We start from the raw sequence: 16740 nt of genomic DNA, 5'->3' as shown, positions 1-16740 counted from the left end.
GCCCTTCGCGGGGAGAGGGTTGGGGTGAGGGGCTCTCTCCACGCTCCGCGCTCGTGGAGAGAGCCCCTCACCCGGATCGCAAGGGCGATCCGACCTCTCCCCGCAAGAGCGGGGAGAGGTGAAATTCAGACCTAACCCGGACCGCCGATGGCCTTTTACGTCGTACAGTTTCTGACCGGTCTCGCCAGCGCAGCATCGCTGTTCCTGGTAGCGTCGGGCCTGTCGATCATCTTTGGCGTGACGCGGATCGTGAATTTCGCGCATGGCGCCTTCTACATGATCGGCGCCTACATCGCCTTCACGCTCACCGAGCGGCTTTCGGGCGCGTTCGGCTTCTGGGGCGGGATCGTTGCTGCAGCGCTTGCCGTGGCGCTGATCGGTGTCATCGTCGAGATGGTGCTGCTCCGCCGCATCTATCACGCTCCGGAACTGTTCCAGCTGCTCGCGACCTTCGGCCTGACCTTGATGGTCGAGGATCTCGTCGTGCTGGTCTGGGGGCCCGACGATCTCGTCGGCCGCCGCGCGCCGGGCTTCAAGGGCGCGGTCGATTTCTTCGGCCAGAACATCCCGAGCTACGACCTGTTCCTGATCGTGCTCGGCCCGGTCGTGCTCGGGATTCTCTGGCTGCTATTCCAGCGCACGCGCTGGGGCGTGCTGGTGCGCGCGGCGACGCAGGACCGCGACATGGTCGCCGCGCTCGGCGTCAATCAAAAGTGGCTCTTCACCTCCGTGTTTGCGGTCGGCGTGTTCCTCGCCGCGCTCGGCGGCGCGCTCCAGATCCCGCGCGATGCCGTGCATCACGCCATGGACCTGCGCATCATCGTCGAGGTTTTCGTCGTGGTGGTGATCGGCGGCCTCGGCAGCATCGTCGGCGCGTTCGTCGCGGCCGTGCTGGTGTCCGAGCTCAATGCCTTCGGCATCCTGATCTTCCCGAAGATCTCCATCATCCTGGTCTTCCTGGTGATGGCGGTGGTGCTGATCGTTCGCCCCTGGGGCCTGTTCGGCAGGCCCGAGGCACCCGCGCGCAAGACGCCGGGCCTGACCGTCAATCCCTGGCGGCCGCTGACGTCGAACGAACGGCTGGCCGCGCTCGCAGCGCTCGTGATCGCTGCGACGTTGCCGTTGTTCGCCGGCAATTACGCGCTGACCGTCGGCTCGGAGATCGCGATCTTCGTCATCTTCGCCGTCAGTCTGCACTTCCTGATGTCGGTCGGCGGCCTCGCGTCCTTCGGTCATGCCGCCTATTTCGGGCTCGGCGCCTACGGCATCGCCTTCCTCGCCAAGATGGCGGGACTGCCGATGATCGTCTGCCTGTTGCTCGGCCCGCTGCTCGGCTGCATGGGCGCGGCCGTGTTCGGCTTCTTTGCAGTACAGCTCTCCGGCGTCTATTTCGCCATGCTGACGCTCGCCTTCGCGCAGATCGTGTGGTCGATCGCGTTCCAATGGGTGAGCGTGACCGGCGGCGACAACGGCATCCTCGGCGTCTGGCCTTCAAGCTGGGCGGCGAGCCCGTCGCATTTCTATTGGCTGGCGCTGGGCGTCGCCACGCTCGTCACGGTCGCGCTGCGTGTCATGGTGTTCTCGCCGTTCGGCTACGCACTCAGGGCGACGCGCGACTCGCTGCTGCGCAGCGAAGCGATCGGCATCGACGCCAAGCGCATCCAGTGGACAGCCTTCGTGATCGCGGGCACGACCGCCGGCATCGGCGGCGCGCTGTTCGCGTACCTGAAGGGCAGCGTCTTCCCCGACAATCTCGGCATCTCGCTCTCGGTCGATGCGCTGGTCATGGTGCTGCTCGGCGGCGTCGAGACGGTATCTGGCGCGGTGATCGGCGCCATCGTCTACAAGGCGCTCAACATCTGGCTGGTGAGCCAGACCGACCTGTCGAAACTGGTTCTCGGCGGCTTCATCGTGCTGATCGTCGTCGTCTTCCCCAAGGGCATCGTCGGCATGCTGGAGATGCTGGCCCAGCGTCGCCGGAAGTCATCGCCGCCGGGATCCCCCTTGCTTGCCAAGCCGATCGAGTCCGCCGAATGAGCGTCGCACCCCCACTTCTCGCAGTCGACGGCCTGACCAAATCCTATGGCGGCATCCATGCCGTGCGCGGCGTGTCGTTCTCGCTGCGCGCCGGCGAGATACTGGCGCTGATCGGCCCGAACGGCGCGGGCAAGAGCACCTGTTTCGACATGCTCAACGGCCAGAACAAGCCGGATTCCGGCCATGTTCGCCTGCTCGGCGAGGAGGTCACGGCCAAGAAGCCGCGCGAGATCTGGCGGCTCGGCGTCGGGCGCACCTTTCAGATCACCGCGACCTTCGCCACCATGACCGTGCGCGAGAACGTGCAGGTCGCGCTGATCTCGCATCAGAAGCAGTTGTTCAACCTCTTCGGCTCGGCGCCGATTTTCGACCGCGGCGAGGCTGGCCGGCTGCTCGAGCTCGTCGGCATGGGCGGCTATGCGGATCGCCCCTGCGGCGAGCTCGCCTATGGCGACCTCAAGCGGCTCGAGCTTGCGGTCGCGCTCGCCAACCAGCCGAAGCTCCTCCTGATGGACGAGCCGACCGCCGGCATGGCCCCGCGCGAACGCGTCGATCTGATGCGGCTGACGGCTCAAATCGCGCGGGAGAAATCGATCGGCGTGCTCTTCACCGAGCACGACATGGACGTGGTGTTCGAGCATGCCGATCGCATCATCGTGCTCAACCGCGGCACGCTGATCGCCGAGGGCTCGCCGGCCGAGGTGCGCGGCAACCCGCAGGTGCAGGCGGTCTATCTCGGCGAGGGCCTCGTCTACGATGCCCGCCACCGCGAAGGAGCCTCGTCATGAAGCTGACGGTCGAAGGGCTCAACAGCCATTATGGTCCGGCGCATATCCTGTTCGACATCGGCTTCGAGGTTGGCGAGGGCGAGGTGGTCGCGCTGCTCGGGCGCAACGGTGCAGGCAAGTCGACGACGTTCCGCTCGATCGTCGGCCTGGTCGCGCAGCGTTCCGGCCGCATCATGTTCGAGGGCAAGGATGTCTCGGCGCGCCCGACGCACGAGATCGTGCGCGAGGGGCTCGGCTATGTGCCGGAGGAGCGGCGCATCTTCACCGATCTGACGGTGGAGGAGAATCTCGAGGTCGGCCGCCAGCCGAAGCGACCAAACGCGCCGCACTGGACGCGCGACAAGCTGTTCGCGTTGTTTCCAAATCTCGGTGAGATGAAGAACCGCCCGGGCGGCCGCATGAGCGGTGGCGAGCAGCAGATGCTCACCATTGCGCGCACGCTGATGGGCAATCCGTCGCTGGTCCTTCTCGACGAGCCCTCCGAAGGCCTGTCGCCGAAGATCGTGGAGCAGATGGTCGACGCCATCCTGACCATGAAGAAGGAGGGTGTCAGCATTGTCGTCTCCGAGCAGAATCTGCATTTCGCGCGGCTGATTTCCGACCGCGCCTACATCATCGAGCGCGGCCGCATCTGCTTTGGCGGCACTATGGCCGAGCTCGATGCGCGTCCGGACATCCGCGACGCGCATCTGTCGTTGTGAGGGCGGGGAACGGATGGCGAGAAGCGTTGCGGCCAAGAAGAGCGTCAAACCGGCAAAACCGCCTTACGTGCTCGACGAGCAGGTCGGCTTCATCTTGCGCCAGGTCTGGCAGCGCCACAGTTCGATCTTCTCGCGCGACATCGGCACCAATCTGACGCCGACCCAATGGGCGGCGCTGTCGAAGCTCGCCGAGACCGGGCCGTGCTCGCAGAACCAGCTCGGGCGGCTGACGGCGATGGACGTCGCGACGATCAAGGGCGTGATCGATCGCCTGACGGCGCGCGGCCTGACCGAGACGAGCCAGGATCCCGAAGACGGACGGCGGCTGCTGGTGAGCCTGACGCGCGCGGGCCAGCAGCTTGCCGAGAAGCTGGCGCCGAACGCGCTTGCGATCACCCGCGAGACGCTGGCGCCGCTCGACGCGAAAGAGCGCGAGACACTGATGGCGCTGCTGAATAAGCTGCGGTGAACCCACCTGTCATTCCGGGGCGCGACGAAGTCGCGAGCCCGGAATCCATAACCACCGGCTGGTTATGGATTCCGGGCCTGCGCCTTACGGCGCATCCCGGAATGACGACGGTGTATGTGGCGGCTACTTCGCCACCACCTCCGGCACCTTGCCCGCCGGTGGCGTATTCCGGCTACGTTGCGTCCGCACGATGCCGTCGATGATGGTCATGCCGATGCCCGGGAGATCGCCGAGCTGGACGCTCTCCAGGATGGTCTTGCCGGGCGAATGCTGGGCCTTGTCCATGATGACGAAGTCGGCGGAGCGGCCGATTTCGATCAGGCCGCAATCGAGCTCGCGCATCCGCGCGGTGTTGCCGGTGGCGAGACAGAAGGCGATCTCGGCCGGCAACTCGCCGAGCGAGGACAGCATCGAGACCATGCGCAGGATGCCGAGCGGCTGCACGCCGGAGCCGGCCGGCGCGTCGGTGCCGAGGATGACGCGATGCAGGTCGCCCATCTCGCGCGCGGTGCGTAGCGTGAACAGGGCCGAGCGCTCATTGCCGTTGTGAACGAGCTCGAGGCCGCGCTTGCAGCCCTCGCAGATGCAGCGGATCTGGTCGTCGGGAAGCGCCGTGTGGCCGCCGTTGATGTGGCCGACCACGTCGGTGTCGGCTTCCAGCACGACGTCCTTGTCGATCAGGCCGGAGCCGGGGATCGAAGGACCGCCGGTGTGGATCGTGCTCTGGATGCCGTATTTGCGCGCCCAGCCGACCATCTTGCGCGCGGTCGGGCCATCCTTGACGCCTCCAAGGCCGACTTCGCCGAGCAGCTTGACGCCGTTGGCGGCCATTTCCTTGAAGTCTTCCTCGACCATCTCGCATTCGATCACCGGCGCGCCGGCGTGAACCTTCACGCCGCCGGGACGCAAGGTCCAGAACGCGCGCTGGGCGAACACCGCCATCGCCTTCAAGCCGACGACGTCGCGGGGGCGGCCAGGCATGTGCACTTCGCCGGCCGAGATCATGGTGGTGACGCCGCCATGGAGGTAGCTGTCGATCCAGTTGATCTGGTTCTGTCGCGGCGTCCAGTCGCCCGCAACAGGATGGACGTGGCTGTCGATCAGGCCCGGCGCCACCGTGGTGCCGTGGGCGTCGACGATGGTGGTCGCGCCTTCCGTGTTGACGTCCTTGTAGCGGCCGATCGCTGTGATCTTGCCGTTCTCGGCGACGATGGTGTCGCCGTCCAGGATCGGCTTCTCCAGGGCGCCGGACAGGATCAGGCCGATATTCCGGATCACGAGCTTCGAGGGTCCGGTGGCCTGGGGGGCGTCATGCGCCATGGAAGGGCTCCTTATTCCTAGCTGCAACGCTTTCGATCTTGGGCAGCCTTGACCGCGGGATCAAGCCGGATTATTCATTAGTATACGAATGATCGTGTACAAACGACGCATAGCTGACCGCCTCGGAACCGCATCGATGCGACACGGAAGGGTGAGATGAGCAATTTCAATCAGGAAAGCGTTTTGAGCGTCCACCACTGGACCGACACGCTGTTCTCCTTCAAGACCACCCGCAGCCCGACCTTCCGCTTCCGTAACGGCGAGTTCACCATGATCGGGCTCAAGGTCGGCGAGAAGCCCTTGCTGCGGGCCTACAGCGTCGCCAGCGCCAATTATGAGGACACGCTGGAGTTCTTCTCGATCAAGGTGCCGGACGGACCGCTGACCTCGCGGCTCCAGCACCTCAAGAAGGGCGACGAGATCATCGTCAGCCGCAAGGCGACCGGCACGCTCGTCATCGACAACCTGGAGGAGGGGCGCAACCTCTACCTGATCGGCACCGGCACCGGCCTCGCGCCGTTCCTGAGCGTGATCAAGGACCCCGAGACCTACGAGCGGTTCGAGAAGGTCGTGCTGCTGCACGGCTGCCGTCACGTCAGGGAGCTTGCCTATGGCGAGATGATCACCGAACATCTGCCGAAGGACGAGCTGCTCGGCGAGTACATCCACAACCAGCTCATCTATTATCCGACCGTGACGCGGGATCCCTTCCGCAACCGCGGCCGCATCACCGACCTCATCACCTCGGGCAAGCTGTTCACCGACATCGGTCTGCCGATGCTGGAAGCCGCCCACGACCGCGTCATGATCTGCGGCAGCCCGGCGCTGGTGGCGGACACCCGCGTGCTTCTGGGCGAGCGCGGCTTCGTCGAAGGTAACCACGGCGAGCCGGCGCAGTTCGTGGTCGAAAAGGCCTTTGCCGAGCGCTAAGTCCGCAATAAGACCGCATTTTCGCCGTCCGAGGCCCGTTGCGGCGCCGATTCGGCACACGATACTATGTGGGAACGAATCAGCGGAGTTCCCACATGGTTGCGGACAGCGACAGCAACATCGCCTGGCACCGGGTTCAGTTGAAGAAGAATCGCGCCGAGCTGAAGGCGCTCGAGACCGCGCGCTTCACGATGGGCGAGATCGCCTCGTCGAAACGGAACGGCCAGACCCAGAAGGCCGTCGCGGAACTCAAGCGCAAGATCATGCAGTCCGAGCGCGCGATTGCCGATTACGACAAGCGTACGCGCCGACCGCTCGCGACCGACCTGCGAAGCCTCAGCAACGGCAGCTGGAGCCATTGGGACGCCTACACCAGCCAGCAGCAACGCAAGACCGGTCAGCGTTCACCGGGGCGCGGATAATTCCCCTTCTTCTCCCTCGCACCGCTCTTGCGGGGAGAGGTAAGTTGCAGCCGCCCCTTGTGCCGGCCGCGCCGTGCACCATCTCGGTGAGATACCACCAACCGCTCCGGTGACTCCATGACACCGCGCCTCGATTTCACCAGCGAGGCCTTCTTTCGCGATCCGCCCAAGGCGATCGCGGCGCTGCGCGCGTCCGGTCCCGTGGTCGCGACGCGATTTCCGCTCGTCGGCGATGTCTGGATCACCACGACTCATGACGCCACGGCGCAGGTCCTGAAGGACAGCACCGTCTTCACGCTGCGCAAGGAGGATGGCGACGTCGCGGGTCTGCGCTGGTGGATGCCGAGATACGTCCGGACCATCGCCAACAATATGCTGACGATGGACGAGCCGGATCACACCAGGCTGCGCAGCATCGTGGACGAGGCCTTTCGCCGTCGCGCGATCGTCGCGATGGAGCCGCGCATCCGCGCCATCGCCGACGGTCTCGCCGACGAGCTTTTTGCGAACGGAAGTCCGGCCGATCTCGTCCAGCGTTACGCGCGCATCCTGCCGCTCGCGGTGATCTCCGAACTCCTGGGCCTGCCTCCGGCCGATCGTCCGCGATTCATCGCTTGGGCCAACTCAATGTCCTCGCTGACGAATGTCGTCAGCTTCTTCCGCCTGCTGTTCGCGTTCCGCAACATGCGGGCCTACCTCGAACAGCAGCTGCAGGTCGCGCGTATGCAAGGCGGCGAGGGCCTGATCGCCGAGCTGATCGAGGTCGAGCGCGACGGCGGCCAGATCACGCCGGACGAAATGGTCTCGATGGTGTTTCTGCTGCTCGCAGCAGGCTCGGAGACCACCACGCATCTCATCAGCGGTTCCGTCTACGAGCTCCTCGGAAATCCGGGCCTCCGCGATTGGATCGAACAGGACTGGAGTCGCGTCGGGCTTGCAGTCGAGGAGTTCCTGCGCTTCGTGTCGCCGGTGCAATTCTCCAAACCGCGCTATGTGCGACGGGATGTCGAGGTCGAAGGCGTGCGCCTGAGGAAGGGCGACCGCGTCATGGTGATGCTCGCTGCCGCAAACATGGATCCGGCGGTGCATGATCGACCCGAGACTCTCGATCTCGAACGCAAGCCCAACCGCCACGTTTCCTTCGGGACAGGAATCCATTTCTGCCTCGGCCATCAGCTCGCGCGCATCGAGGCGGCATGCGCGCTGGAAGCGCTGTTCGTGCGATGGCCGAAACTCGGTCTCGCCGTCGATCCCGTCGAGATCCATTGGCGCAGGCGGCCGGGCCTGCGCGCGATCGCGAAGCTTCCTGTCGCGGCAGAAGCCCGTGGAACAGACGCCGCGGCCGCGCGAACGCCGGTTGATCGTTCCCTCGCGCGGGCGGACTGACATTTCCCTGCTCTTCGGAAAATCGTCGCAGGCCGGGATCAGCAGGAACGGTGTGCGGTGATTGCTGTTGTTCACCAGGGCTTCGGCACGCAATGGCAATAGGTTCCGTGCCGCAAGGCTTCCGCATCTCTCAAGGAGGCTGACCATGGCAGGCAAAATGCCACCTGTTCCACCGGACAATCAGAGCCGAAAGGGAACTGGCGACACCAAGCAGATGTCGCCCGATCAGACGCCGCACGGCCAACAGCGCGCGGAAAATCCGGACCAGCAGGGACAGCAAGGCAATATCAAGCAGAACACGACCAATCAGGGATACCAGCAAGATCGCTGAGGAGGACTACGGGCGGAGGCAGGTGAAGATTGGAGACCTCGAATGCAAGGCAGAAAGACCCACGAACAGCAGGTGCGCATCCTCGAGCGCAAGCCTGACGTTCCCGATGCGCGGGAGCTGGATCGGGCGTTGGGCGACAATGTCGAGGACATCGCTGTCCATCGTGCGCAGCCCGAAGCGCGGCGCGGTGAGTTTCCGGTGAGCCACGGCGGCCTCAACCAGGAAAACGACAAGCACAAGGATTTTGAACAGGGCGGCCACCAGCGGCCAAGACCAAGGCCGGGACAACGGAAGCACTGAAGCTTCGGGGGGCGATCACTGCAAGAGGAGAGACCGATGCCAACTGGGCACGGCAGCAAGACGCATTTCAGATCGGGCATGCATGGCAAGGGCGATGGCACAGGCGCCATGGCCGAAATTCCCAAGGACAAGATCGGCGACAACATGGTGCTGTCCAACCGCGACAAGGCGCAGCATTCGGACATCCGAGGGATGGATGGCAAGTTCATCCAGACCGAACAATATCAGGACCACGCAGCCAACCGGCTCGACGAGAAGCCGGAGAACGACGAGACCTGAGAGCGTTCCTCCCGACCAACTTGCGGACCGGCGCTCAGCCGGTCCGCTTTTTTGTCGGCACGAGATCGCGCTCCCAGCCGAACACGGAGCGGCCGTCGAGACCGGGCGAGGCGGCGCGCTCGCCGGCGATGTAGGCCTCGACGGAAGGGCCCTGCGCGGTGCGCTCCAGCCGCCGCGCCTGGTCGTCCAGACGCCTGATCGCCTGCATCTCTTCCTCGCGCCCGAGCTTGGCGTTCTGGATCGCGCCCTTCAGCACGCGGATGGTCTCGTCATAGACCTTGATCGGGACCGGGTAAGGATGCCGGTCCTTGCCGCCATGGGCGAGCGAGAAGCGCGCGGGATCGTTGAAGCGGTACGGCGCACCGTGCACGACCTCCGCGACCATTGCGAGCGAGCGCACGGTGCGCGCGCCGACGCCCGGCGTCAGCAACAGCTCCGGGAAGTCGACCGGGCCGCGCTCGGCCGCCGCGGCCAGGGTGCCGTGCAGCCGCCGCGCGAACACGTCCTTGGGCCGGACCTCGTGATGCGCCGGCATGATCAGGTGCGGCAGCATGGCTTGCGCCGGCTCCGGCGCAGTCCCGGTGAGCCGTTCGAATTCGGAGACGATGCGATCGGGACCGAAGTCGCTCAGGAGCTCGAGCTGCGCCGTGCGCGAGACATCGGCGCGGTGGTCGGTGAGATTGACGATCTCGCCTTGCTCCGGGCCGTCGATCGCGCTGTGCGGCGCATCGACAAAGCTCTTCAGCGCCTCGGAATGCCAGTGATAGCGCCGGGCCTGCCGCTTGTCGCCGTTCATGCCCTGCTGCACGACCGTCCATTTGGCGTCGGCGGTGACGAAGAAACCGTGGAGATAGAGGTCGAAGCCGTCCTGCACGGCCGCGCTGTCGACCTTCGCCACCAGACGGCTCGCGCGCGTCAATCTTGCGCCGTCGAAGCCGATGCGCTCGCCGAGCTGCAACAGCTCGTCCGGCGTCTTGCGCGAATGCTGGCCGCGACCGCCGCAGACATAGATGCCGAGCTCATCCTGGAGCGGGCCGAGCCCGCGCTTCAGCGCGCCGATCACAGAGGTCGTGATGCCCGAGGAGTGCCAGTCCATCCCCATCACGGCGCCGAACGATTGAAACCAGAACGGATGGGACAGCCGCTGAAGAAACGCATCGCGGCCGTAATGATGAACGATCGCCTGCGTGACGATCGCCCCTAGCGAGGCCATGCGGCTCGCAAGCCACGGCGGAACCCGTCCGGTGTGGAGAGGAAGATCAGCGCTGCCGGTACGTCGAGTCATGAATGCCCGAGGCTAGCGCAGTTCGGCGACGGTTGCACCAGCGGAATGCTGCGTTGCACGGGACGGGGGAGCCAAGCTGGCCCGGAAGGCGTTGAGCGGATTACGCGAACGCAATCGTGGGGACAGCGATGAATTGGCAGGCCCTCATGGCCGACATCGACGCGATGTTCGGCTGGATACCGTCATGGTTTGTCGGCCTCAGCCTGGTTGTCGGTGCGATCCTGCTCGCCCTATCCGTCTACCGGGTCGCCATCTGGCTGTTCGGTCGTGCCTTCGGAACGCGCTTTCCCCTCATGAGCGTGTTCGTCGATCGGACCGCGGGCCCGGCGCAGCTCGCCCTATGTCTGGCCGCCGTCGCGCTGGTGCTGCCGCTCGCGCCGCTCGACGATACGATCCGCACGCCGCTGATGCGGCTGTTCGTGGTGGCCTTCATCGCGCTGATTGGCTGGATCTCGATCCGGATCGTCGACATGAGCGCGGCGCGCTATCTTCAGAACTTTCGCGACGTCACCGAGAATTTCATCGCGCGCAAGCACGTTACGCAAGTGCGCGTGTTCAAGCGTGTCACCGACACCATCATCGTCATCATCACGGTGTCCACCGCGCTGATGACGTTCGATTCGGTGAGGCAATACGGCGTCAGCCTGTTCGCCTCCGCCGGCGCCGCCGGTATCATCGTCGGTCTTGCCGCGCGGCCGCTGCTGAGCAATCTGATTGCCGGCCTGCAGATCGCGATCACCCAGCCGATCCGCATCGAGGATGCCGTGATCATCGAGAACGAGTGGGGCTGGGTCGAGGACATCGCCTCGACCTATGTCGTGATCCGGCTGTGGGACTGGCGTCGCATGGTGGTGCCGCTGTCCTATTTCATCGAGAAGCCGTTTCAGAACTGGACCCGCGACACCGCGTCTCTCATCGGCGTGATCGCGCTCCATGTCGACTATCGGGCCGACGTGCCGCGCATCCGGCGCTGGCTGGAGGAGGCCGCGAAGCAGTCCAAGCTCTGGGATGGCGCTGTGGTCAATCTTCAGGTGATCGACGCGGATTCGCGCACCATCGAGCTTCGCGCCCTGGTCAGCGCGCGCAACGCGCCGCAGTCCTGGGATTTGCGCTGCGAGATCAGGGAAAAGCTGGTGGCTTTCATTCGCGACGAGATGCCGGAAGCGTTGCCGCGCGAGCGCGCCATCCTGATCCCGTCCGCCGACGATGATGCCGATTTCCTGCGGCGCCCCGCAGCGCCGGAAAACATGCAGGCGAGGGCGCGCAATTGAATGCGGCCCTTCCCACTGGGGCCGCGGCCTGCGAGCCGGTGCTATTCGCGCGTGGCCTTGGTCGCGCCGCGCAAACCCGCCTGCTGCTGGATCGTGTCCAGCGCGCCGGACGACTGCTCTTCCGCGACGAAGCGATTGAGCAGCGGGAGTGCGTCCTCGCGACCCGTCGGGATGGCGATGGCCATACCTTCACTGCGCGCGGATGTTTGCGGCCTTCAGCACCGGCTCCCATTTGGTCGCCTCGGCGTGCATGTAGGCGTCGAAGTCCTTGGCGGAGGAGCCGACCGGGGCCGCGCCGATCTTGCCGAGTGTCGACAGCACGTTCGGGTCCTGAAGCGCCGCCTTCAGATCGGTCTCGAGCTTCGCCACGATCTCCGGCGGCATTTTTGCCGGACCAAGAACGCCCCACCAGACCGAGACGTCATAGCCGGCGACACCGGACTCGGCGACGGTCGGAATATTCGGCAGCGCCTTGGAGCGCTCGGCCGAGGTCACCGCGAGGGCGCGCACCGGGCCGCCTTCGAGCTGGCCGATCGCTTCCGCGAGCGGGTTGATGCTGAGCGGGATCTCGCCGGCGATCACGGCGGTGAGCGCCGGTGCGCCGCCCTTGTAGGGGATGGCGACGATCTTGGTGCCGGACATGTATTTCAGCAACTCGCCGGCGAGATGCGCCGAGGTACCGTTGCCGGACATGCCGTAGGAGAGCTTGTCCGGCTCTTTCTTCGCCGCCGCCAGCAGATCGCCCAGTGTCTTGTAAGGGCTGTCCTTGGCCACGACGATCGCGAGCGGCGAGGAGGCGACTTCGGTGATCGCGGTGAAATCCTTGAATGTGTCGTAGGGCACGCTCGGATAGATGAACTGGTTGAGCGGATGGCCGCTCGCGACCAGGATCAGCGTGTAGCCGTCGGGCGCGGCCTGCGTCAGCGCCTGCGAGGCGACGATGCCGCCCGCACCGGGGCGGTTGTCGATCACGGGCTGCTGGCCCCAGGTCTTCGCCAGCGCCTGCGCGAGCGTGCGCGCCAGCACGTCGACGGCGCCGCCGGCGGCGTAGGGCACCAGGATGTGAACCGGCTTGCTCGGATAAGTGTCCGCGGCCCGCGCCGCGCTGCCCGCGAGCAGCAGGCCGGCCCCCAGCATCAAAGCGCCGATCCTCTTGTTCAAACCCAGCATATCCCAGCACTCCTGGCGGGCATTCGCGTCGCTATCGGCGGTCTCCATGCCGTCCCCGACGCTGCCCATGGTTTTTGTTGACGAGACCTGATCTTTTGTACGATAGTACAAATCACATGGTACGCAAGCCCACCAGCAAGGAATCGGCCCGCAAGCCGAACATGCGCGAGGCGATCCTCGCCGCGGCCGAGGAGCTGTTCGCCACCAACGGCTTCAATGCCGTATCGGTCCGCGATATCGCCCAGGCCGCCGGCGCCAATCCCGGCAGCGTCACCTATCATTTCAAGACCAAGGACGGCCTGCTGCTGGAGATATACCGGCGCCATTGCGGGCCGATGAATTTGCGCCGTTCCGAGTTGCTCGCCGCCGCCAGGCGCGTGCGCGATCTCCAGGACCGGCTGGAAGCAGTCGTGCGGGCCTATGTGGTGCCGGCCTTCACCTCGGGCAGTGATCTCGCCGGTGGCGGAGCGCGCTTCACGCGGCTGCGCGCCGTGATGTCGGCTGAGGGTAACGAGGTCGCGCGAAAAATCATCGCGCAGACGTTTGACGATACCAGCCATGCCTTCATCGATGCGATCCACGAGAGCCTGCCGCACATTCCGCGCACCGATATCGTCTGGCGCAGCCACTTCCTGCTCGGCGCACTCTATTACTCGCTGGTGACCCCGGAGCGCGTCTCACGCCTGTCGCGTGGCGAGGCCGACGGCGGCGACGCCGCCAATGCCATCGAGCAACTGGTGCAAGCCACCGTTGCCGCATTCCAGGCGCCCGCGCTGGATCAGGCCGCGCCGGCGCGGCGGCGGCCGGTCGTCAGCAGCAAGACTTGAAAGAAACCGCCCGAGCGGAGGCGTGGTCTCGCGCTTCCGCTCGCAAGTGGACCATGTGACCAGGTGTTGAGGAAATGAACAGGCGGGAGTGCTTGCATCTCTTGACCGGGCTGGCCGGCGCCATGCTTGCGAGCGAGGCGCACGCGCAAGGTGACGAGAAGGCGATGCCGACGATCGCGCCGCCGGACCCAGAGCCGAAGAGCCCGGCTTTCAAGCTGCCGGCGAAATCCTGCGACAGCCACACCCACATCTTCGGGCCGGCGTCCCGCTATCCCTTCGCCGAGAAGCGCCCCTACAACACGGCCGATGCGCCGCTGGAGGCGTTCCGCAGCGTCCACGAGAAAATCGGCGTCGAGCGCTGTGTCATCGTCAACGCCACCGTCCACGGCACCGACAATCGCGTCGTCACCGACGCCATCGCCCAGAGCGAGGGCGCCTACAAGGGCATCGCCAACGTCAATGACGAGATGAGCGAGAAGGAGCTGGCCGCGCTCGACAAGGCCGGTATCTGCGGCTGCCGCTTCGCCTTCCTCAAGCGCCTCGGCGGCGTCGGCGACATGAATAAATTCCAGCGCATCGTGCATCGCGTCGCCGAGCTCGGCTGGCACATCGACGTCTATTTCGAGCCGGCCACGATCGCCGAATTCGCGCCCATCCTCACCGCGCTGCCGACGCCCTACGTGATCGATCACATGGGGACGGTTCAGGCCGCGAAAGGTCTCGAGGATCCCGGCTTCACCGCGCTGCTCGACCTTCAGAAGAAGGACGAGAAGTGCTGGGTGAAGATCACGGGCCTTGAGCGCGCCTCCGCCGCCGGCAAGCCGTTTCATGATGCGGTGCCGTTCGCCAAGGCGCTGATCGACAATGCGCCCGATCGCGTGCTGTGGGGCACCGACTGGCCGCACCCCAACGTCAAGATCATGCCGAACGACGGCGATCTCGTCGACCTGATCCCCCTCTACGCGCCCGATGAGAAGGTCCGGCAAAAACTGCTGGTCGACAATCCCGCGCGCCTGTTCAAGTTCAGCTGATGAGTATGATGTACACGCCGACCATTCCGCCGCCCGATCCGAACACCCGCACGCCGAAGTTCAAGCTGCCGAAGCTGTCCTGCGATGCGCATTGCCACATCTTCGGACCCGGCGCGAAATACCCCTATGCGCCGGATCGATCCTACACGCCGCCGGACGCGCCGCTGGAGGATTTCCGCGCATTGCACGCCAAGCTCGGCGTCGAGCGTGCCGTCATCGTCAATGCCAGCGTGCACGGCACGGACAATACCGTGGCGCTCGATGCCATCGCCGAGAGTAACGGCGCCTATCGCGCGGTCGCCAATATCGACGACACCATCACCGAGCGCGGGCTTCGCGTGCTGCACGAGGGCGGCTTCCGCGGCTGCCGCTTCAATTTCGTCCGTCATCTCGGCGGTGTTCCCGACAAGGGCGTATTCGACCGCGTCATTGCCATGGTCGCGCCGCTCGGCTGGCATATCGACCTGCATTTCGACGCGATCGACCTGCCCGAATATGCCGACATGCTGGCAAAGCTGCCGCTGAGCTACACAATCGATCACATGGGGCGGGTGAAGGCGGCGGACGGCCTCGACCAGTTGCCGTTCAGGATCCTGATCGAGCTGATGCAGCGCGACGAGAAATGCTGGGTCAAGATCTGCGGATCGGAGCGCGTGTCCTCGGCTGGTCCGCCCTTCACCGATGCCGTGCCGTTCGCGCGCAAGATCGTGGAGACCGCGCCCGACCGCGTCATCTGGGGCACCGACTGGCCGCATCCCAACGTCAAGGTGATGCCGAATGACGGCGACCTCGTCGATTTGATCTCGCTGCTCGCGCCGGAACCGGTGTTCCAGCAGAAGATCCTCGTCGACAATGCCGCGCGCCTGTTCGGGTTCGATCAATGACGGATCTGGCGATCGACAAGCAGCACGGACGCGCCTGGTGGAAGGAGCTCTGGATCCAGGTGCTCATCGCCATGGCGGCCGGCGTCGCGCTTGGGATCGCCAGTCCCGAGGCCGGCGCCAAGATGCAGCCGCTCGGAGACGCCTTCATCAAGGCGATCCGGATGCTGATCGCGCCGATCATCTTCTGCACGGTCGTTCACGGCATCGCCCATATGGCCGACATGGCGCGGGTCGGGCGGGTGGCGGTCAAGGCGATCGTCTATTTCGAGATCATGACCACGATCGCGCTGATCATCGGTCTCGTCGCGGTGAACCTGCTCAAGCCCGGTGTCGGCATGAACATCGATCCCGCCAGCATCAATGCCAGCGCGATCGAGCCCTATGTCAAGCAGACCGGCGCGATCGGCTTCGTTCCGTTTCTCCTCAACATCGTGCCCGCCACCTTCGTCGGCGCCTTTGCCGAGGGCAACATCCTCCAGGTGCTCTTCATCTCCGTGCTGTGCGGCTTCGCGCTGGTGCAGCTCGGTGAGCGTGCGGCCCCGTTGATCCATCTGATCGACATCGCCGCCAAGATGGTCTTTGCCGTGGTCGGCTTCGTGATGTGGGCGGCGCCGATCGGCGCGTTCGGCGCCATTGCGTTCACGGTCGGCAAGTTCGGCGTCGGCTCGCTGGCCTCGCTCGGCAAGCTGCTGGGCGGCTTCTATCTCACGTGCCTCGTCTTCATTGTCGTGGCGCTCGGTCCCGTCGCGCGCCTCTGCGGCTTCTCGCTGCTCAAGCTGATCCGTTACATCTGGGAAGAACTGTTGATCTGCATCGCGACCACGTCATCGGAGACGGTGTTGCCGCGGATGCTGATCAAGCTGGAGAAGGCCGGCTGCGAGAAGAGCGTCGTCGGGCTCGTGATCCCGACCGGCTATTCCTTCAACCTCGACGGCACCTGCCTGTATCTCGCCGCTGCCTCGGTATTCCTGGCGCAGGCGACCAATACGCCGTTCGGGCTCGCCGAGCAGATCGAACTGCTGCTGATCCTGCTCGTGACCTCCAAGGGCGCGGCTGGGATCGCCGGCGCGGCCTTCGTCGTGCTGGCGGCGACGCTGTCCGCCACCGGCACCATTCCGGTGACGAGCGTCGCGCTGGTGCTGGGCATCCATCGCCTGATGTCGCAGGGGCTGACGCCGACCAACCTGATCGGGAACGCGGTCGCGACCATCGCGATTGCCAGATGGGAAGGTGCGCTCGACGGCGAGCGCCTGAGGCGTACGCTTGACGGTGAGGAAGGCGCGGCCGCGGCGGCTTGACGAACGTGCTG

19 protein-coding genes are annotated in these 16740 nt (G+C 65.3%); 15 read left to right on the top strand and 4 right to left on the bottom strand.

Going from position 1 to position 16740, the window contains the following annotated elements; translation table 11 throughout:
* The first annotated feature begins 147 nt into the window (after positions 1-147).
* From GPL20_RS28520 to GPL20_RS28505, 4 genes are read left to right on the top strand one after another with little or no spacing between them, the layout of a single operon-like run.
* Positions 148-2037 (top strand): ABC transporter permease, encoded by a 1890-nt coding sequence (locus tag GPL20_RS28520; RefSeq protein ID WP_157333915.1) that lies wholly within the window; start codon positions 148-150, stop codon positions 2035-2037.
* On the top strand, positions 2034-2825 hold the full coding sequence (locus GPL20_RS28515) for an ABC transporter ATP-binding protein (RefSeq protein ID WP_157333913.1): 792 nt from the start codon (positions 2034-2036) through the stop codon (positions 2823-2825). Before GPL20_RS28520 ends, GPL20_RS28515 begins: the two co-directional genes overlap by 4 nt.
* On the top strand, positions 2822-3526 hold the full coding sequence (locus tag GPL20_RS28510) for an ABC transporter ATP-binding protein (protein ID WP_157333911.1): 705 nt from the start codon (positions 2822-2824) through the stop codon (positions 3524-3526). Before GPL20_RS28515 ends, GPL20_RS28510 begins: the two co-directional genes overlap by 4 nt.
* A 13-nt stretch (positions 3527-3539) precedes the next feature.
* Entirely contained in the window at positions 3540-3995 is a 456-nt protein-coding gene (locus GPL20_RS28505) for a MarR family winged helix-turn-helix transcriptional regulator (RefSeq protein WP_092183272.1), read from the top strand.
* A gap of 123 nt (positions 3996-4118) precedes the next feature.
* Here GPL20_RS28505 and GPL20_RS28500 read toward each other — a convergent pair whose 3' ends face one another.
* Positions 4119-5315 carry an amidohydrolase family protein gene (locus tag GPL20_RS28500; protein ID WP_157333909.1) on the bottom strand — a complete coding sequence of 399 codons (1197 nt, stop codon included), beginning with the start codon at positions 5313-5315 and terminating at the stop codon, positions 4119-4121.
* Between the two features lie 156 nt (positions 5316-5471).
* On the opposite strand from GPL20_RS28500, the gene GPL20_RS28495 reads away from it, so the two are divergent.
* From GPL20_RS28495 to GPL20_RS28470, 6 genes are all read left to right on the top strand, one after another.
* Positions 5472-6245 (top strand): ferredoxin--NADP reductase, encoded by a 774-nt coding sequence (locus GPL20_RS28495; RefSeq protein WP_157333900.1) that lies wholly within the window; start codon positions 5472-5474, stop codon positions 6243-6245.
* Positions 6246-6340: 95 nt separating this feature from the next.
* Positions 6341-6667 (top strand): hypothetical protein, encoded by a 327-nt coding sequence (locus tag GPL20_RS28490; protein WP_157333898.1) that lies wholly within the window; start codon positions 6341-6343, stop codon positions 6665-6667.
* A 117-nt stretch (positions 6668-6784) separates the two neighbouring features.
* Positions 6785-8053, top strand: a complete 1269-nt coding sequence (locus GPL20_RS28485) for a cytochrome P450 (protein ID WP_157333896.1) — start codon at positions 6785-6787, stop codon at positions 8051-8053.
* Positions 8054-8198: 145 nt separating this feature from the next.
* Entirely contained in the window at positions 8199-8384 is a 186-nt protein-coding gene (locus GPL20_RS28480; RefSeq protein WP_157333889.1) for a hypothetical protein, read from the top strand.
* A gap of 42 nt (positions 8385-8426) precedes the next feature.
* The gene (locus GPL20_RS28475; RefSeq protein ID WP_157333888.1) at positions 8427-8684 is read left to right on the top strand and encodes a hypothetical protein; all 258 of its coding nucleotides are present in this window, start codon (positions 8427-8429) and stop codon (positions 8682-8684) included.
* Between the two features lie 36 nt (positions 8685-8720).
* Positions 8721-8963: a hypothetical protein gene (locus tag GPL20_RS28470; RefSeq protein WP_167533259.1), complete on the top strand. Its 243-nt coding sequence runs from the start codon at positions 8721-8723 to the stop codon at positions 8961-8963.
* 34 nt (positions 8964-8997) lie between these two features.
* Here GPL20_RS28470 and GPL20_RS28465 read toward each other — a convergent pair whose 3' ends face one another.
* On the bottom strand, positions 8998-10248 hold the full coding sequence (locus GPL20_RS28465) for a DUF763 domain-containing protein (protein WP_157333886.1): 1251 nt from the start codon (positions 10246-10248) through the stop codon (positions 8998-9000).
* Positions 10249-10376: 128 nt separating this feature from the next.
* Between GPL20_RS28465 and GPL20_RS28460 the strand changes: the two genes are divergently transcribed.
* A complete protein-coding gene (locus tag GPL20_RS28460) occupies positions 10377-11519 on the top strand; it encodes a mechanosensitive ion channel family protein (protein WP_157333884.1) in 1143 nt (380 codons plus the stop codon).
* A gap of 41 nt (positions 11520-11560) precedes the next feature.
* Here the strand turns inward: GPL20_RS28460 and GPL20_RS28455 are convergent, their stop codons facing one another.
* Positions 11561-11704 carry a hypothetical protein gene (locus GPL20_RS28455; RefSeq protein WP_246251053.1) on the bottom strand — a complete coding sequence of 48 codons (144 nt, stop codon included), beginning with the start codon at positions 11702-11704 and terminating at the stop codon, positions 11561-11563.
* A gap of 4 nt (positions 11705-11708) precedes the next feature.
* Entirely contained in the window at positions 11709-12689 is a 981-nt protein-coding gene (locus GPL20_RS28450) for a tripartite tricarboxylate transporter substrate binding protein (protein WP_157333882.1), read from the bottom strand.
* A gap of 116 nt (positions 12690-12805) precedes the next feature.
* On the opposite strand from GPL20_RS28450, the gene GPL20_RS28445 reads away from it, so the two are divergent.
* The 4 genes from GPL20_RS28445 (at position 12806) to dctA (ending at position 16729) form a co-directional block, all read left to right on the top strand.
* On the top strand, positions 12806-13516 hold the full coding sequence (locus tag GPL20_RS28445; RefSeq protein ID WP_157333881.1) for a TetR/AcrR family transcriptional regulator: 711 nt from the start codon (positions 12806-12808) through the stop codon (positions 13514-13516).
* Positions 13517-13590: 74 nt separating this feature from the next.
* Positions 13591-14547, top strand: coding sequence for an amidohydrolase family protein (locus GPL20_RS28440; RefSeq protein ID WP_157333879.1), 957 nt, complete (start codon positions 13591-13593; stop codon positions 14545-14547).
* Entirely contained in the window at positions 14547-15431 is an 885-nt protein-coding gene (locus tag GPL20_RS28435) for an amidohydrolase family protein (RefSeq protein ID WP_157333877.1), read from the top strand. Before GPL20_RS28440 ends, GPL20_RS28435 begins: the two co-directional genes overlap by 1 nt.
* Positions 15428-16729, top strand: a complete 1302-nt coding sequence (dctA, locus tag GPL20_RS28430; RefSeq protein WP_157333875.1) for a C4-dicarboxylate transporter DctA — start codon at positions 15428-15430, stop codon at positions 16727-16729. Before GPL20_RS28435 ends, dctA begins: the two co-directional genes overlap by 4 nt.
* Positions 16730-16740 lie beyond the last annotated feature (11 nt).

Source organism: Bradyrhizobium cajani, assembly GCF_009759665.1.
Taxonomy (GTDB): Bacteria; Pseudomonadota; Alphaproteobacteria; order Rhizobiales; family Xanthobacteraceae; genus Bradyrhizobium; species Bradyrhizobium cajani.
This window is presented reverse-complemented; position numbering and strand designations above follow the sequence as displayed.

Bases quoted from the DNA above. Each gene is read 5' to 3' on its own strand.
- GPL20_RS28475 (WP_157333888.1), top strand. From the start codon at position 8,427: ATGCAAGGCAGAAAGACCCACGAACAGCAGGTGCGCATCCTCGAGCGC.
- GPL20_RS28480 (WP_157333889.1), top strand. From the start codon at position 8,199: ATGGCAGGCAAAATGCCACCTGTTCCACCGGACAATCAGAGCCGAAAG.
- GPL20_RS28455 (WP_246251053.1), bottom strand. From the start codon at position 11,704: ATGGCCATCGCCATCCCGACGGGTCGCGAGGACGCACTCCCGCTGCTC.
- GPL20_RS28460 (WP_157333884.1), top strand. From the start codon at position 10,377: ATGAATTGGCAGGCCCTCATGGCCGACATCGACGCGATGTTCGGCTGG.
- GPL20_RS28445 (WP_157333881.1), top strand. From the start codon at position 12,806: ATGGTACGCAAGCCCACCAGCAAGGAATCGGCCCGCAAGCCGAACATG.
- GPL20_RS28435 (WP_157333877.1), top strand. From the start codon at position 14,547: ATGAGTATGATGTACACGCCGACCATTCCGCCGCCCGATCCGAACACC.
- GPL20_RS28465 (WP_157333886.1), bottom strand. From the start codon at position 10,248: ATGACTCGACGTACCGGCAGCGCTGATCTTCCTCTCCACACCGGACGG.
- GPL20_RS28495 (WP_157333900.1), top strand. From the start codon at position 5,472: ATGAGCAATTTCAATCAGGAAAGCGTTTTGAGCGTCCACCACTGGACC.
- GPL20_RS28485 (WP_157333896.1), top strand. From the start codon at position 6,785: ATGACACCGCGCCTCGATTTCACCAGCGAGGCCTTCTTTCGCGATCCG.
- GPL20_RS28470 (WP_167533259.1), top strand. From the start codon at position 8,721: ATGCCAACTGGGCACGGCAGCAAGACGCATTTCAGATCGGGCATGCAT.
- dctA (WP_157333875.1), top strand. From the start codon at position 15,428: ATGACGGATCTGGCGATCGACAAGCAGCACGGACGCGCCTGGTGGAAG.
- GPL20_RS28500 (WP_157333909.1), bottom strand. From the start codon at position 5,315: ATGGCGCATGACGCCCCCCAGGCCACCGGACCCTCGAAGCTCGTGATC.
- GPL20_RS28505 (WP_092183272.1), top strand. From the start codon at position 3,540: ATGGCGAGAAGCGTTGCGGCCAAGAAGAGCGTCAAACCGGCAAAACCG.
- GPL20_RS28510 (WP_157333911.1), top strand. From the start codon at position 2,822: ATGAAGCTGACGGTCGAAGGGCTCAACAGCCATTATGGTCCGGCGCAT.
- GPL20_RS28440 (WP_157333879.1), top strand. From the start codon at position 13,591: ATGAACAGGCGGGAGTGCTTGCATCTCTTGACCGGGCTGGCCGGCGCC.
- GPL20_RS28515 (WP_157333913.1), top strand. From the start codon at position 2,034: ATGAGCGTCGCACCCCCACTTCTCGCAGTCGACGGCCTGACCAAATCC.
- GPL20_RS28490 (WP_157333898.1), top strand. From the start codon at position 6,341: ATGGTTGCGGACAGCGACAGCAACATCGCCTGGCACCGGGTTCAGTTG.
- GPL20_RS28520 (WP_157333915.1), top strand. From the start codon at position 148: ATGGCCTTTTACGTCGTACAGTTTCTGACCGGTCTCGCCAGCGCAGCA.
- GPL20_RS28450 (WP_157333882.1), bottom strand. From the start codon at position 12,689: ATGCTGGGTTTGAACAAGAGGATCGGCGCTTTGATGCTGGGGGCCGGC.